This is a genomic window from Halogeometricum sp. S1BR25-6 (assembly GCF_031624495.1).
Classification (GTDB): Archaea; Halobacteriota; Halobacteria; order Halobacteriales; family Haloferacaceae; genus Halogeometricum; species Halogeometricum salsisoli.
In genome coordinates this window covers 928,523-943,416 of the sequence record NZ_JAMQOP010000001.1, presented here as the reverse complement: position 1 = coordinate 943,416, position 14,894 = coordinate 928,523, and the positions used below count along the sequence as shown (strand labels likewise).

Below are 14,894 nucleotides of genomic sequence, written 5' to 3'. Positions count from 1 at the left end.
GGGGAGGCGGGCGGCGGACGCGGGGCGGATGTGCGACGACGACCGAACCGCGGACGTCCCGCGCCCCGACGGATGCGGTCGGATGCAGGGTCCGTCGGGGCGGTCGGGTACAACGCGCCGTCTCACTTGAATATTCGTTAAGGGAGACGGTAGTATTCCAGCTCGGCTGGAACGTTCCAGTCGGACAGGAACGGTAGCGTCCGAGAACGGCGGCGGACCGCCTCGAAACGCCTTTACTGTGGGTCTCGGTACATCGTGTCGTGGACAGAGACGCCGCCCGCACGGTCGGCCTCGCTCTCCTCGCAGTCCTCGCTCTGGGCATCGCGGCGGCGACCATCGACACCGCCGTCACCGGCGGCAGCGGCGGGTTCGGCGGGGGGTCCGACGTCCCCGGTATCGGTCCGTCCGACGAGGGCGACGCCGGCCTCTCGGAGACGCAGAGCGGCGGCAGCGCTCCGGTCATCTCGTTCTGCCTGCCGATACTGACGAATCCGGCGGTGGTGGCCGGACTGCTCCTCGTGTTCGTCGGCCTGCTAGCGCTGATATACCGCGACACGCGGTCGCTGCTGCCCGTCGCCGCCGTGGGATTCACGTTCGGCCTGCCGGGGTACGTGTTCTGGGTGCTGCTGACCACCTGCGGTCCCATCGAGTTCGGCGGCGCGGGGGCGAGCGCCGGAAACGGGTCGTTCTCGCTTCCGGAAGGGGGCGGGCAACTCGGCGGGTCCGGCGAGGGCGCCGTCGCCGCGCCGACGGCCGTCTTCGGCGTTCTCCTGGTCGTCGCACTCGTGGGGGCCGTCGCCCTCCTCGTCCTCTCGACCGGCGACGACGAGGCGGCCGGCCGGGAGACGGTCCCGGAGGAGGACCCGGACGTCGACGTGGGGGAAATCGGCCGGGCGGCCGGCGCCGCAGCGGACCGCATCGAGGAGGACGCCGACGTGGGCAACGAGGTGTACCGCGCGTGGCGGGAGATGACGACGCTCCTCGACATCCCGAACCCGCGGACGAGCACGCCCGGCGAGTTCGCCTCGGCGGCCGTCGAGGCGGGGATGGCCCGCGAGGACGTGGACGAACTCACCCGCCTGTTCGAGGAGGTCCGGTACGGCGGCGAGTCGCCGACCGAAGAGAGAGAAGAACGGGCCGTCACGGCGCTCAGACGCATCGAGTCGGCGTACGCCGACGCGGGGGACGACTCGTGAACACCGGGTCGTTCGTCGCGGGCGCCGGCGTCGTCGCGGTCCTCGGAGGACTCGCCGCCCTCGCGGGGTTCGTCGTCCCCGGTCTGAACGTGACGTTCGTGTTCGTCACCGTCGTCGGCCTCGTGGCCGGCGTGCAGGGCCTCCGCTACGCGCTCGGCCGCCGGAACGTCGACTACCGCGCGACCGACACGGGTAATCCCGAACTCCGCTACCGGGTGCCGACGCCCGGCGACGACGCGGACCGGCGAGCGGGGAGCGCCGACGGGTGGCGGGGTTCGGGGGCGTCGAACCTCCGCGCGCGCCTCCGGGAGGCGGCCGTCGAGTCGCTCGTCCTGCACGACAACTGCTCGCCGGAGGCGGCCGAGGCGCACGTCGACGAGGGGACGTGGACGGACGACCCCATCGCGGCCCGCTACCTCGGTGCGGACGTCCCGCTCTCGTGGCGGCGGCGGCTCAGCCTCCTCGTCCGCCGCCAGTCGTCGGCGCCGGCGCGCGTCGCGCGGACCGTCGCGGCCGTCGAGGCGATACACGACGGCGACGGCTCCGTCGCCGAACGGAGGCGGGAGCGCGAACGGGAACGAGAACCGGAACCGAACCCGGCGTCCAACCCGGTCGAGGAGGGCCGCGCGTGAGGGATATCGACACGAACCGCTGGACCGGCATCGAGGGGGCGGCCCTCCTCGCCGGCGCCGCGGGCGTCGTCCTCCAACAGCCGTCGTTACTCCTCGTCGCGGGCGTCGGCGTGGCCTACACCGCCTACGCGTGGCTCTCCGACGCGCCGACGCCGAGACTGGACGTCGAGCGGACGCTCTCGGAGGCGACGCCGGACGCCGACGAGGAGGTGCGCGTCACCGTCACGGTCACGAACGAGGGTGCCGCGCTCACCGACCTCAGACTGATAGACGGCGTCCCGCCGGCCCTTGAAGTGACCGACGGCGCCGCGCGCCACGGCACGGCGCTCCGAGCGGGCAAGTCCGCGACGTTCTCCTACGCCGTCGAGGCCGTCCGCGGCGAGCACGTCTGGGAACCGCTTCGGGCCGTGGTCCGCAGCCCCAGCGCCGAACGGGAGCACAGCGAGGCGTTCGCGCCGGCCGAGGAGACGACGCTCCGGTGTGCGCCGTCGCTGGAGGCCACGTCGGACCTGCCGCTCCGGGGGTTGACGACGCAGTACACCGGCCGGGTCGCGACGGACGTCGCCGGCGACGGACTGGAGTTCTACTCCACCCGCGAGTACCGCCGAGGCGACCCGCTCAACCGCATCGACTGGAACCGCCGCGCTCGCACCGGGGAGATGGCGACGCTGGAGTTCCGCGAGGAGCGCGCGGCCACCGTCGTCCTCGTCGTCGACGCCAGGGAGGAGTCGTACGTCGCCGGGGAGGCGGGCGGACAGAACGCCGTCGAGCGCAGCGTCGACGCCGCGACGCGGGCGTTTTCTTCGCTCTTGGACAGCGGCGACCGGGTCGGCGTGGCGGCGCTGTCGCCGCGGGAGTGCTGGCTCGCGCCCGCCACCGGCGCGGACCACCGAGCGCGCGCGCGGGAGTTGTTCGCGGCGAACCCCGCGCTCGCGCCGACGCCGCCGAACGACCCCTACTACCCCATCGTCGCGCTCCGGCGCCTGCGACGCCGACTCCCGTCGGACGCGCAGGTGCTCTTTTTCTCGCCGCTGGCGGACGACCTCGCGGTCACCGCGGCGCGGCGGCTGGACGCCTACGGGCACCTCGTCACCGTCGTCAGCCCGGACCCGACGACGGACGACACGGCCGGCCACCGACTCGCGCGCGTCGAGCGACGCAACCGCCTCGCGCGCCTCCGACGGGCCGGACTGCGCGTCGTCGATTGGGGGGAGCGACCGCTGGCGATCGAACTCGCCCGCGCCGGTCGGCGGTGGTCGCGGTGACCGAAATAACCCGACGGCCGACTGTGGCGGGACTCTCCGTCGCCCTCGGGGCCGCCGCGCTCGGGTTCGCGGGCGTCGGCGTCGCCGCGACCGGGGCGCTCGCCCCCGCCGGCGTCGGCGTCCTCGTCCTCGCGGCGGGACTGGTCCGCGCCTCGCGCCGCGTCGTGACGCTCGGGGCGACGGCGCTGTTCCTCGGCGTTCTCTACGCCGGCGCGCGGGGCGGGGCGCCCGAACCTCTCCTCCTCGGCGCGCTCGGAACGGTCGTCTCGTGGGACGCCGCCGAGTACGCCATCGGCGTCGGCGAGCAACTCGGTCGCGAGGCGGACACGACGCGTCTGACCCTCGTCCACTCCGCGACGACGCTGGCCGTCGGCGTCGTCGGCGCCGCCGTCGCCTACGCGGTGTCTCTCTCGGTCGGGGGCGGTCAGCCCGTCGCGTCGCTCGTGCTGTTGCTCTTCGGCGTCGTCGCGCTGGTCGCGGCGCTCCGCGGCGGCGGTGACGACGGCGGGTCGAACCGGGGTCGGCGGCGACGGTAGCCGTTCTCGGGGCGCTTCCGCACTCCGGCCGGCGCTCGCAGGTCAGCGCAGGTCGCGCTCCCCAGTGGCGTCCACCGTCGCGGCGTACGCCGGGAGCGCCGGTAGGACCGTCGAGACGGGACCGGACGCGAACTGGCCGAAGAGCTCACGCGCGCCCGTCGCAGTGTCCTCGTCGAACCCGGCGCGTTCGAGGTCGTCGGGGCCGAGTCGCGGCCGGTACGGCGCGGCGTCGACGAACGACCCGACGAGGTCGTCGGTCCGCTCGCAGGCGCGCTCGAAGGCGTCGCTCTCCAGTCGGGGTTCGAGGTCCGCCCACATCGGGTCGAAGAACGCGGGCCACTGCGCGAGCGTCCGGTAGATGCTCGGCAGCGTGTCCCCGTCGAATCCGTGGAACGCCTGGACCGACTCGACCGTCTCCGATAGCTCCTCGGGCACGTCGGCGACATCGCGCAGCGTCGGCGCGTGCCCCCGGTCGCGGTCCAACCACTCGGGGAACGGTTCGGTCGCCGCTCGTCCGTCGACGGGGTCCGAACCGACCGCCTCGTCGCGCAGCGCTCGGTCCATCGTCTCGAACAGCACGGCCAACCGCGGCGCGACCACGTCGTAGGTGGCGAGTTGCCCACGGAGTTCGCGGTAGGCCGCGGGGTCGACGCCCGCCTCGGCCGCCCGGTACGTCGAAATCGGCGTCTCCGATTCGAGTTCCGAGAGGACGGCGTCGCGGTACTCGACCGTCAGCCGCGCGAACGCGCGGGTCTCGAAGAGCGGTTTGACCTGCCCCCACGCGTACCGCGTGAACTCGGGTTCGTTCGCCATCGCCGTTCGGAAGATCCAGTTGACGATGGGTGCGCGGAACGTCCGCTTGATGTCGTCGTAGACGCCGCGGCGCCACCCGCGGGCGTCCGTCTCGTGCAGTTGCTGGTCGGTGTCCACACCGACGTCTCGGTCGGGACGCACGTAGGTGTCCTGCCCGACAGGTCGATTCGGCGGGCGACGCGAACGGCGACCCCGGAGACCACCCGTCAGCCGAACCGTATCGTCTCCGCTGCCGGGGCGATTCGGACCTCGCCGCCGACGGGTATCGAACAGGTCGGGTAGGTGTGGCCGAACTCGCAGTCGAAGACGAGCGGCGTCCGGGTTGTACGTCTCGAAGACGCCCTCGATAGCGTTCCGCTGTCGCTCCCGGTACGCCGTCCGCCACTCCGGGAGATGGCCCTCGACGTGCGAACGCGCGGCGACCCGTCCGACGAGGACGCCGTCGAACCGTTCGAGACCGAGTTCGTAGACGAAGCGGGCGGATTCCGGGGCGTTCGACGCGGGGGCGAGTACCGCGAGGCGTTCGACGCGGGGACGAGTACCGCGACCCGGTCGCCGCGTTCCACCGGCGGCGGGGTGACGACATCCGGCATACGCGGACCGCGTCGTGCGGCCTCAAACTCCTCGGGACCCTACTCAGAGTCCGAATCCACCGTCGGCACCTCGACCCGTCCGAGCACCTCGGAGACGACGTCCCCCTTGTCCACGTCGTTGACGTGCGCGTCCGGCGTGAGGACGAGTCGGTGCGCGAGGACGGCGGGGGAGACGCGCTTGACGTCGTCGGGGGTGACGAACGCGCGCGCGGAGAGGACCGCCCGGGCGCGGGCGGCCTCCAGGAGTCGCTGCGTTCCGCGGGGAGAGACGCCCACCTCAACGCGCCGGTCGACGCGCGTCGCCCGCGCCACCTCCGCCATGTACCGTAACAGGTCCTCGTCGACACGGACGTCCTCCGGAACGAGTCGCACGTCGAGCACCTCGTCTCGGTTCAGCACGGGCCCGACGCTCGGACTGCGGGCCTCGCGGCCGACGCGCCGGCGGAGCAGTTCGACCTCGCCGTCGGCGTCGGGGTAGCCGATTTCGGTCTTGACGACGAAGCGGTCTATCTGCGCCTCGGGGAGGGGAAAAGTGCCCTCGCTCTCGACGGGGTTCTGCGTGGCGATGACGAGGAACGGTTTCGGGAGGTCGTGCGTCTCGCCGTCCACCGTCACCTGTCCCTCCTCCATCGCTTCGAGGAGGGCGGCCTGCGTCTTCGGCGGCGCGCGGTTTATCTCGTCGGCCAAGACGACGTTGGCGAAGATGGGCCCCTCGGAGAACTCGAAGGATTTCTCGCGTTCGTTGAAGACGTTCGTGCCGGTCACGTCGGAGGGGAGGAGGTCCGGCGTGAACTGCACGCGGGAGAAGGAGAGTCCGAGCGCCGTGGCGATGCTGCGGGCGCTGAGCGTCTTGCCCGTTCCGGGGACGTCTTCGAGGAGGACGTGGCCGCGCGAGAGGACGCCGAGCATGACGCGTTCGAGGAACTCTCGGTCGGCGATGACCGCCTTCGACACCTCGGCGAGGACGTCGCCGCACGCCTCGCTCGCTTCGGGGATATCCATACGATGCTCGCGTCGTCGTGCGACTTAGTACTCCGGGTGGGACCCACGTGGTCCGTCGAAATCGAAACCGATTAAACTCGGGCCGTTCCACGTGTAGATGCGAGCCGAGGTAGCCTAGCCTGGCCAAGGCGGTAGATTCGAAATCTACTGTCCATTCGGACACGTGAGTTCAAATCTCACCCTCGGCGCTTTCTCACAGACTTACCCACAAAGCGGCGCGTCTCGTCGCGCCGCGGTACGCGTGAGTCGTCGGGTAACGCCTACGTGAGATTTGAACTAGCGAGCGACCGCAGGGAGCGAGTGGAGTTCAAATCTCACCCTCGGCGCTTTCTCAGCGAACTCAGTCCGCGAGAGACCCCCCGAAACCGTTCGGTGCCACCTCGGCCAGTCCGACACGATGATACCGCGGCGGTACCGACGGAGGGACGATTCGCTCGATGAGACTGACCGACGCGGTCGAGGACTACCTCCTCCTGTGGATCCTCCTCTCAGTCGGCGTCGGCGTCGCTCTTCCCCGACTGTCGGTCATCACCCGGGCGTCGACACTCATCCTCGCGGTGATGATCGGCAGCATCTCGCTAACGCTCTCGGTCGAGCAGTTCCGTCGAATCGACGTCCGGACGCTCGGCCTCGTCCTCGCGGGGCACGTCACGATGCCGTTTGTCGCCTTCGGAGTCGCCCGCGGCCTCGGTCTCTCGGCGCATCTGACGGTCGGGTTCGTGATCCTCGGCGCGGTGACGCCGGAACTCGTGACGCCGGTGATGACCGAACTCGCGGGCGGCGACACCGCGCTGTCGACGACCGCGTTGGTCGCCATCGGCGTCGGGAGCGCGGGATTCGTTCCGGCCGTCCTCTCCCTTCTCGTCGGTGAAATCGACGTTCCGACGGCACCGATTGTCGAGCAGTTACTCGTGGCGGTCGTCGCACCGATACTGGTCGCCATCGGTGCCAGAGCGCGCTTCCCCGACCGGGTCGCCCGCTACGACGCCTCCTATCCGGCGGTGTCCGCCCTGATGGTTATCCTCGTCATCGGCGGAGTGACCGCCGCGAACGCGACGGTGATCCGCTCGAACGCGTCGCTGCTCGTCGACGTCGGCATCGGCGCCGTCGCTCTGAACGGCGTAGGCTACCTCTCGGGATACCTCCTCGGCTATTCGGCCCCGCGGCCGACGCGAATCGCGTCGATGCTGTCAGTGGGGATGCGCGATTTCGCCGTCGCGGCCGCGTTGGTCGTCGCGGCCGGTCTTCCACCCATCGCGTCGGTGCCCGCCGTCGCCTTCGGCGTCGTCGAGATGGTCACGAGCGCCGGCCTCGCGAGGCTGCTGAAACGGCGGTAGGGGCGATTCGTGGTCGGGATTCGTCCGGAGGAGCCGTCCGTATCCGTAGGTTCACCGCAGAGCGGCGTGTCTCCCCGCGGCGTCACCCCGCGGACCGTTCCGTCACAACGACTCGCAGGCTTCACCGTCGTCGTCACCGTCGAGTCCATGCGGGTCGCTCGTGTCCCGTTCGTAGACCTCCTGCGCCTGCCGCCCCGTGTCGAAGTGGCCGCAGTCGTAGTCGCCGTCCGACGGGAGCGGCGGGACCGACACCCCCTCGTCCAGCGGAACGGGCGTCTGTGACGGTGTAGGGGTGGCCGTCGGAGTCGGGGTCGGCGTGGGCGTCGGAGTCTGTGTCGGCATTGGGGTGGCTGTCGGCGTCGCCGTAGGGGTCGGTGTCTCGGTGGACATCGGTACCCCGGTCGGCGTTGCAGTCGGCGTCGGCGCGGAGGTTGCGGTCGCTGTATCCGCCGCCGTCGGTTCGGGCGTGGGTGCCGTCGTCGCTGCCGTGGCGGTTGCAGGTCTCGACGTCGGCGCCGGCGCGGAAATCGTGGCTCGGGGCTCGCCGTCCGCGGCGGTCGCCGCCGCGCCTTCGATGTTCCGCTGGCCCCGGTCCGGAGAGTCACCGCTCGGGAGAACGCCTCCGAGTACGCCGAACAGCGCGAACGAGTACGCGGTCGCGGCGATACCCGTGACGGCCCCCCGACCGCCGATACCCGGAAGCGCCGAGAGTTTGTCCGCGGTCCCGCCGACGTTCGCGCCGACGGCGACTCCGACCGTCACCGGGAAAAACCCGACCAGCAGCGGCGATAGGACCAGATAGACGACCCCCACGACGGCGTTTCTGGCCGTCGAACCCGCGCGCATGCCCGGTATCGAATCCGCGAGTGTCATAGGTTCGCATCGGGGTTCCGGAGCGTAAGTGTTGTTCAGAAATCAGGAACAGTCCGGTGATTCGTCCCTCTCGTTCGAACTCGGCGAACGTCTCACGCCGTCGCGACCCGTTGCGCGCCGAAATATCACGAACCCGACCAGAATTTGGGAGAGAATCTGAAGAAGGTACATCCCGCTCGCGTCCCTCCTTCCGATATGGCACGGAACCGTTTCGAGTGGCGTCGCGGACCGACGCTCCTCGTCGCTCTGTTCGCGGGAATCGCCGCCGTCGCCGGGTCGTACGCCGCCGCCGGGTTCACCCCGTCGTTCGTCGTCGCGCCGGTTGAGGCGTTCCTCACGCGGACGGTGCCCGACGCGGTGCTCCGGTTCGCGATAACCACCCTCGGGACGTTCGCCGGCATCGACCACTTCGGACAGTTGCTCAACTTGACGATGGCGTTCGGCCTCGCCGCGGCGCTCCTGTCCGGCGCGGCGCTGGCGGGTCTCGCCGTCGGACGGCGCCTCGACTCCGCGCTCGCGTCGGTCGGTCTGACGGGCCTGTTCGCGTGGGGGGTCACCGCGCTGCTCACGGGCGCGCCGGTGCTCTCACTCGGCGCGGGCGTCGGCGGCGCACTCGTCGTCGCCGGCGCCGGACTCGCCGCCGCGTCGACCGGTGCCCCGTCCGGCGGCGCCGACGCGGTGCGGCGGAGACAACTGCTCGGCGGCGTCGGTACCGCCGTCGGCGTCGGCGCCGTCGGATTCCTCCTCGGTCGGTCGCCCGCGCCCGCGGACGCCGACGGAGCGAGCGGTCCGAGCGCCGCCGTCGAGGCGGGCGGCGCGAACGACGGCGGCAGCGGCGGAGCGGACGCCGCGGACGCGGATTCGGACGCGAGCGAGGGCGAGGCGGACGCGCGCTTCGGCGACCCGGAGGTCACGGCGCGCTACTTAGAAGCAGCCGAGAACCGCGCGCTCGACGTCGAGGGACTGGAGAGCCTCGTCAGCGGCGACGACTTCTACACCGTCGACATCGGGAACGTCGACCCGAAGGTGAGCGCCGACGAGTGGTCGCTATCGGTCACCGGCGCCGTCGAAGAGGAACTGACGCTCGCCTACGAGGACCTGCGCGGGATGGGCGCCGAACAGCGGTTCGTCACGCTGCGCTGCGTCAGCGACAAGATAAACGCGAAGCTGATGGACACCGACCTCTGGACGGGCGTCCCCGTCTCTCAAATCTTAGAGCGGGCGAACCCGCAGGGCGACTACGTGATGCTCCGCGCGGCGGACGACTACTTCGTGGGCTTTCCGCTCGACGCCATGGAGACAGGCTTTCTCGCCTACGGGAAGGGCGGCGAGGCGCTCCCGCGGGCGCACGGCCACCCCGTGCGGGCGCTCATTCCCGGCCACTGGGGCGAGGTCAACACCAAGTGGATAACCGAGATAGAAGTGCTGGAAAACGCCGAAAAGGGCTTCTGGGAGAAGCGCGGCTGGCACGGCACCGGCCCGGTGAACACCGTCGCCAAACTCCACGCCACGAACCGGCGCGACGGCGAGATTCAGGTCGCGGGTCACGCCTACGCCGGCGTGCGCGGCATCGACCGCGTGGAAGTCTCCACCGACGGCGGCGAGACGTGGAGCGACGCGACGCTGTCGGATCCGCTTCCCGCCGGCACCGACGAGGAGGGCGACGCGGCCGAGGACGCCTGGCGACAGTGGGAGTACACCTACGAGAACCCCGGCGTCCGACACACCGTCGTCGTCCGCGCCACCGACGGCACCGGAGCGCTCCAACCGCGCGAGGAGGAGGGACCGTACCCGAGCGGTGCGACTGGGTGGGTATCGAAGACTATCGCCGGCTGAGAATTCCCCTCCGCGGACAGTCGTTCGACGCCGCCTCGACACCACCCGGACGCGGTCCCCCGACTTCACTTTCGCCCCGCTAGGCTCGCTTACTTATCCGTTCTCGTGAACGTTAGGACATGAACGCGCTCGCCGCGGAGCGACCGACGGACGGCAGGGAGCGAACGCACCGAATCGAGGTCACCGACCACCGGACGACGCAGGTCCTCAATTACGCCGCGAGGCGCTTCGACGGCGACGCAGACGTGCGCTTTCAGCGCCGTCCGGGAGCGACGTATCTCCTCGCGGACGAGCGTCGGTAAGAACGAAGGGTGCGGGTTCAGTCGTCCGCGCGCGGCGGCGACTCGGCGGTTCCGTCGGCGTCGTCGGCGGCGACGAGCAGTCGGTCGAGCGCCTCGACCATCGCCTCGACGCTGCACCGCGTAATGTCGGAGTCGCTGGTCGCCACGGTGACAGAGCGGTCGCCGTAGGACATCTCCACCTCGACGGTGACGACGGCGTCCGTGCCGCCGGTGATGGCGTCGACGTGGTAGGAGTCCAACTGCGCGTCGGCGTCCGGACCGAGCGCCGAGCGGACGGCTTTGACCGCGGCGTCGACCGGTCCGCTCCCGGTACCCGACGCCACGCGTTCGTCGTCGTCGACGCGGAGGCGGACCGACGCCGTCGGCGTGCCGCCGCCGGAGGCGGCCGTGAGGTCGAGCAGTTCGACCCGTCGGTTCCGGTCTCTGCCCTGCACGTCTTCCGCGATGGCGAGGAGGTCGGCGTCCGTGACGCGCTTGCCCCGGTCGCCCAGCGTCTTCACGCGCTGAACGACGGCCGCGAGGTCCTCGTCGCTCACGTCCACGTCGTGTTCGTCGAGGGCGGCGGCGACACCGGCGCGGCCGGCGTGCTTGCCGAGGACGAGGCGGCGCTCCCGACCCACCGTCTCCGGCGGATACGGCTCGTACATCGCGTCGTCCTTCAGCGTCCCGTCGGTGTGGATGCCGCTCTCGTGCGTGAAAGCGTTCTCGCCGACGACCGCCTTGTTCGGCGGCAGCGGAACGCCCGTCGAGCGGGCGACCTTCTGCGCGAGCGGGTAGAGTTCGTCGAGTTTGGCCGTCTCGACGCCGTAGCAGTGCGACAGCGCGATGGCCACCTCTTCGAGAGCGACGTTGCCGGCGCGTTCGCCGATGCCGTTGACCGTGCCGTGGACCATGTCGGCCCCGGCGGCGAGGCTGGCGTAGACGTTCGTCATCGCCAGTCCGAGGTCGTCGTGAGTGTGCGTTGACACCGGGCCGAGTTCCGCGAGCGCCGAGACGTACTCGTACGTCGTCTCGGGGCTGGCGTGCCCGACGGTGTCGGCGTAGCACGTCCGGTCGGCGCCGGCGTCCAAGGCCGACTCCGCGATGTCGACGAGGAAATCGAGGTCCGCGCGGGAGCCGTCCTCGCCGATGACCTCGACCCAGAGGCCGTGGTCCTTCGCGTAGGCGACGAGGTCGCCGGTCGTCTCGACGACGCCGTCGCGGGTCGTACCGACCTTGTCCTCGACGTGGCGGTCGCTGGCGGGAACGACGATGGTGACGCCGTCCACGTCGCAGTCGAGGGCGAGGTCGACGTCCTTCTGCACGCCGCGGGCGAAACTGGTTATCGTCGCGTCGAGACCGAGGTCCGTGACCCGCCTGATGGTCTCGCGCTCGCCTTCGCCGGTGCAGGCGCTGCCCGCCTCGATGAACGGGACGTTCGCCCGGTCGAGCGCGCGGGCGATGTCCGCCTTTTCCTCGGGGGACAGCGAGATGCCCGGCGCCTGCTCGCCGTCGCGCAGCGTCGTATCTAAGAGCTGTACCGTGTCGTCAGAATCCAGAACGGATGCGAGGGGTGTTGTGGGGTTACCCCCGAATAAATCGACCACGAGTCATGTGCTCACACGCTTCGTTACCGTCGACGTACTTAAACAAGCGCCTCCCGACAGTTTTCGCCGTTCGGTTCCGCCCCCAACGACGCGCTCCCGTCACTCGACGAGGCGGACGGTGTCGCCGCGTTCGACGTCCTCGGCGGCCCCGGCCGGCAGTTCGACGATTCGGTCGGCGAGTCCGAACCCGATACCGACCCACCCGCGCAGGCGCTTCTTCTTCGTCACCTCCTCGCCGACCAGCCACAGGGCGTCGATAGGGAAGGGAACGAACACCATGTGGAGGCTCCGCCTGTCGGGACTGTCGAACTCGAAGACGAGGGCGTAGTCGTCGGGAACCCTCCGGCGGAACATCAGCCCGCGCGACTTCGAGAGGAAACTGTCCGCGACTTCCACGTCGCTGGCGAGGGTTCGGGGCGTTCCGTTCCGACGGTGTTCGACGTGCACGACCGGGGTGTCATCCAGCGGATACATAAATCTCTCGCGCCGAATCTCGCCGGCGAGAACCGCCCGCCCCCTCCCGACGGGCGGTGACGGCGTAACGGCGATTCGAACGCTCGGTCGTCGGGGGTTCCGCCACGAGCGGTCGGTTCCGGACCCCGCATTGAAGACGGTCGACGCCCACCGACCGCTATGGAGAAGACGCCCACGGGGACGCCCGTCGGCGTGGACGACCCGTACGACCACGCGGGCGTCTGCGACCACCTCACGGGCGACGGCCGGTGTCGATTCGCCCTCGACCGGGCCGGCGACGACCCCTCGTTCGCGGCCGCCCGGCGCGCCGACGACTATGCCTGCGTCGCCGCCGACGAGGAATGTGAGTTCCGCGACTGCCCGCACTACCGCTCGACCACCGACGGCCGCGAGTGCGTCCGGTGCGGCCTCGAAGAGGTTCGCATGGCCCACGAGACGGGCGCGCGCCCCCTCCTCGAAGAGCACCACCTCTCGTACGGGGGGTCCGGAGACGGGGACGACGGAGGCGCGAGCGCCGGCGCCGACCCCTCCCACGAGGTGACGGTCGCGCTCTGCCGATGGTGTCACACGAAGGTGCACAAATCGTTCGCCCGCGTCGACGACGACGCCTCGCCGGACCCCGAAGCGTTCGCCGCGCGCGAGGAGCGCCGGTCCCGCGAGGTCGACGAGTACGGGTTCAGTTCGGCGGCCGAGCGGTACGGCCCGTCCGAGGACGGCTGACCGTCCGGCGCTCACTCCGCGTACAACACGGCGAGCAGCCCCGTCGCGGCCGCGTCGACGCAGACGACCGACCAGTAGCTACACACGCGGTAGAGCAGGGCGACTGCGGCGGCGGCGCTGACGGGGACGCCCGCCGCGGCGACCAGACCCGTGGTCACGGCGACTTCGACGCCGCCGGACCCGCCCGGCAGCGGCGACCACCCGACGAGACCCGACGCGGGCGCGACGAACAGGGCGGCGGCGAACGGAACTGAGACGCCGAGCGCGACCCCGGCGCCGGCGAGGGTGGCGGCGAACGACACCCACCCGAGCGCGGCGAAGGCGGCGACGAGGGCGACGCGCCGCCGGTCGTCCGCCACCGCGTCCAGCGTTCGGAAGTAGCTCTCGACGCGCCGTTCGACCGAGTCGGGGTCGAGGTGGCGTTCGAGCGTCGAGACGCCGAATCGGACGGCGAGTCGGTGACCGGCGGCGGCGACGGCGACGACGACGCGTTCGAGCAGGTCGCGCCGGCGCGCGACAAGGAAGACGGCGGCGGCGACGACGGCGAGGGCGCCGGCGAGGCCCGTCAGGAACAACCGCACGTCGCCCGTCGCCGACTCGAAGAGCAGCGACAACCCCACCGCCGACACCGTCACCGCAGACAGGAGGTTCAGGAGGTCGGTGACCGTGACCGCCGCCAACGCCTCCTCGTACTGGATGTCGAACGGTCTGGAGACGGCGTAGCCGATGATGGCCGACCCGCTCAACCGACCCATCGGGAGCACCTGCCGGGCGAAGTCGCCGGAGAGATACGCCAACCGGTAGCGGAGGCCGCCGACGGGGTGCGTCCGTCCGAACGCCCGCCGGAGCGACTCACCCCACAGCGAGATGGCGAGGACGCCCCCGAGGGCGGCGACGGCGGCCACGCCGGGGTCCGCCCGCGCGAGGGCGCGGAGGACGGTCCGTCCGCCCGTCAGCCAGACGAAGACGGCGAGAACGAGAAGGGCGAGGGCGAGACCGACGACCGCTCGGACGGCCGGGCGGACGCGGGGGCGCGTGCGCGGAGAGTCCACGTCTCCCCGAAGGGGACCGACCGACTTGAGTTCCCGTGCCGTCGGCGGGTTCGGCGTCCGCGCCGCGTTCCGGACGCTTTTTGCCCGCCAACCGAATACCTCCCTTCAACTGATGACCCGCATCGTCGTCATCGACAACCACGGGCAGTTCACGCACCTCGAACACCGGGCGCTCCGGGACCTGGGAGTCGACACCGAACTCGTCGACAACGACACCCCGGCCGAGGAGATAGACGCCGACGGCATCGTGCTCTCGGGCGGCCCGGACATGGACCGCATCGGCAACTGCCCCGACTATCTCGACCTCGACGTGCCGGTGCTCGGCATCTGTCTGGGGATGCAGATCATCGCCGCCGAACTCGACGGCCGCGTCGGCGGCGGCGACTACGGCGGCTACGCCGACGTGACCGTCGACATCTTGGACGAAGACGACCCGCTCGTCGGGTCGCTCGCCCCCGAGACGCGCGTCTGGGCGAGTCACGCCGACGAGGTGAAAGAGGTGCCGACGGGGTTCACCCACACGGCCACCTCCGACGTCTGCGACATCGAGGCGATGAGCGACGCCGACCGCGACCTGTACGGCGTCCAGTGGCACCCGGAGGTCGCACACACCGAGGAGGGCGAGGCCGTCTTCGAGAACTTCCGCGCCGTCTGCGAGTCCTGACCCCGGCGCCCAC

The 14,894-nt window shown here is 70.9% G+C and carries 15 protein-coding genes, 1 tRNA gene and 1 pseudogene; 10 read left to right on the top strand and 7 right to left on the bottom strand.

Going from position 1 to position 14,894, the window contains the following annotated elements:
- Nucleotides 1-260: 260 nt before the first annotated feature.
- Genes NDI76_RS04965 through NDI76_RS04950 form a run of 4 tightly spaced genes read left to right on the top strand, consistent with a single transcriptional unit; the run spans nt 261 to nt 3,629 of the window.
- Complete coding sequence (locus tag NDI76_RS04965) at nt 261-1,196, top strand: DUF4129 domain-containing protein (protein ID WP_310922903.1); 936 nt, start codon at nt 261-263, stop codon at nt 1,194-1,196.
- Nucleotides 1,193-1,828: a DUF7269 family protein gene (locus NDI76_RS04960; protein WP_310922902.1), complete on the top strand. Its 636-nt coding sequence runs from the start codon at nt 1,193-1,195 to the stop codon at nt 1,826-1,828. The genes NDI76_RS04965 and NDI76_RS04960 overlap by 4 nt, the downstream gene beginning before the upstream one ends.
- Nucleotides 1,825-3,093 (top strand): DUF58 domain-containing protein, encoded by a 1,269-nt coding sequence (locus tag NDI76_RS04955; RefSeq protein ID WP_310922901.1) that lies wholly within the window; start codon nt 1,825-1,827, stop codon nt 3,091-3,093. Before NDI76_RS04960 ends, NDI76_RS04955 begins: the two co-directional genes overlap by 4 nt.
- Before the next feature lie 23 nt (nt 3,094-3,116).
- Nucleotides 3,117-3,629, top strand: a complete 513-nt coding sequence (locus NDI76_RS04950; RefSeq protein WP_425498323.1) for a DUF7519 family protein — start codon at nt 3,117-3,119, stop codon at nt 3,627-3,629.
- A gap of 42 nt (nt 3,630-3,671) precedes the next feature.
- On the opposite strand, the gene NDI76_RS04945 is transcribed toward NDI76_RS04950, so the two are convergent.
- The 3 genes and pseudogenes from NDI76_RS04945 to NDI76_RS04940 form a co-directional block, all read right to left on the bottom strand.
- Nucleotides 3,672-4,559, bottom strand: coding sequence for a halocarboxylic acid dehydrogenase DehI family protein (locus tag NDI76_RS04945; protein WP_310922899.1), 888 nt, complete (start codon nt 4,557-4,559; stop codon nt 3,672-3,674).
- 89 nt (nt 4,560-4,648) lie between these two features.
- A pseudogene (locus NDI76_RS22575) lies at nt 4,649-4,898 on the bottom strand (S66 family peptidase); the annotation flags it as partial.
- A gap of 176 nt (nt 4,899-5,074) precedes the next feature.
- Complete coding sequence (locus NDI76_RS04940; protein ID WP_310922898.1) at nt 5,075-6,037, bottom strand: AAA family ATPase; 963 nt, start codon at nt 6,035-6,037, stop codon at nt 5,075-5,077.
- A gap of 103 nt (nt 6,038-6,140) precedes the next feature.
- Here NDI76_RS04940 and NDI76_RS04935 point away from each other — a divergent pair.
- Together NDI76_RS04935 and NDI76_RS04930 are read left to right on the top strand one after the other, a co-directional pair.
- Nucleotides 6,141-6,225 (top strand) — tRNA-Ser (locus NDI76_RS04935).
- Between the two features lie 249 nt (nt 6,226-6,474).
- Complete coding sequence (locus NDI76_RS04930; RefSeq protein WP_310922897.1) at nt 6,475-7,374, top strand: bile acid:sodium symporter family protein; 900 nt, start codon at nt 6,475-6,477, stop codon at nt 7,372-7,374.
- 102 nt (nt 7,375-7,476) lie between these two features.
- Here NDI76_RS04930 and NDI76_RS04925 read toward each other — a convergent pair whose 3' ends face one another.
- On the bottom strand, nt 7,477-8,247 hold the full coding sequence (locus NDI76_RS04925; RefSeq protein ID WP_310922896.1) for a hypothetical protein: 771 nt from the start codon (nt 8,245-8,247) through the stop codon (nt 7,477-7,479).
- Nucleotides 8,248-8,442: 195 nt separating this feature from the next.
- Between NDI76_RS04925 and NDI76_RS04920 the strand changes: the two genes are divergently transcribed.
- Entirely contained in the window at nt 8,443-10,083 is a 1,641-nt protein-coding gene (locus NDI76_RS04920; RefSeq protein ID WP_310922895.1) for a molybdopterin-dependent oxidoreductase, read from the top strand.
- Between the two features lie 119 nt (nt 10,084-10,202).
- On the top strand, nt 10,203-10,385 hold the full coding sequence (locus NDI76_RS04915) for a hypothetical protein (RefSeq protein ID WP_310922894.1): 183 nt from the start codon (nt 10,203-10,205) through the stop codon (nt 10,383-10,385).
- Nucleotides 10,386-10,402: 17 nt separating this feature from the next.
- Here NDI76_RS04915 and NDI76_RS04910 read toward each other — a convergent pair whose 3' ends face one another.
- Nucleotides 10,403-11,971, bottom strand: a complete 1,569-nt coding sequence (locus tag NDI76_RS04910; protein WP_310922893.1) for a (R)-citramalate synthase — start codon at nt 11,969-11,971, stop codon at nt 10,403-10,405.
- Between the two features lie 99 nt (nt 11,972-12,070).
- Nucleotides 12,071-12,445 carry a DUF192 domain-containing protein gene (locus NDI76_RS04905; protein WP_425498321.1) on the bottom strand — a complete coding sequence of 125 codons (375 nt, stop codon included), beginning with the start codon at nt 12,443-12,445 and terminating at the stop codon, nt 12,071-12,073.
- A 159-nt stretch (nt 12,446-12,604) separates the two neighbouring features.
- Between NDI76_RS04905 and NDI76_RS04900 the strand changes: the two genes are divergently transcribed.
- Nucleotides 12,605-13,165 carry a DUF7097 family protein gene (locus tag NDI76_RS04900; RefSeq protein ID WP_310922891.1) on the top strand — a complete coding sequence of 187 codons (561 nt, stop codon included), beginning with the start codon at nt 12,605-12,607 and terminating at the stop codon, nt 13,163-13,165.
- 11 nt (nt 13,166-13,176) lie between these two features.
- On the opposite strand, the gene NDI76_RS04895 is transcribed toward NDI76_RS04900, so the two are convergent.
- A complete protein-coding gene (locus NDI76_RS04895) occupies nt 13,177-14,217 on the bottom strand; it encodes a lysylphosphatidylglycerol synthase transmembrane domain-containing protein (RefSeq protein WP_310922890.1) in 1,041 nt (346 codons plus the stop codon).
- A gap of 112 nt (nt 14,218-14,329) precedes the next feature.
- Here NDI76_RS04895 and NDI76_RS04890 point away from each other — a divergent pair, with 112 nt between their 5' ends.
- The gene (locus NDI76_RS04890) at nt 14,330-14,881 is read left to right on the top strand and encodes a GMP synthase subunit A (RefSeq protein WP_310922889.1); all 552 of its coding nucleotides are present in this window, start codon (nt 14,330-14,332) and stop codon (nt 14,879-14,881) included.
- Nucleotides 14,882-14,894 lie beyond the last annotated feature (13 nt).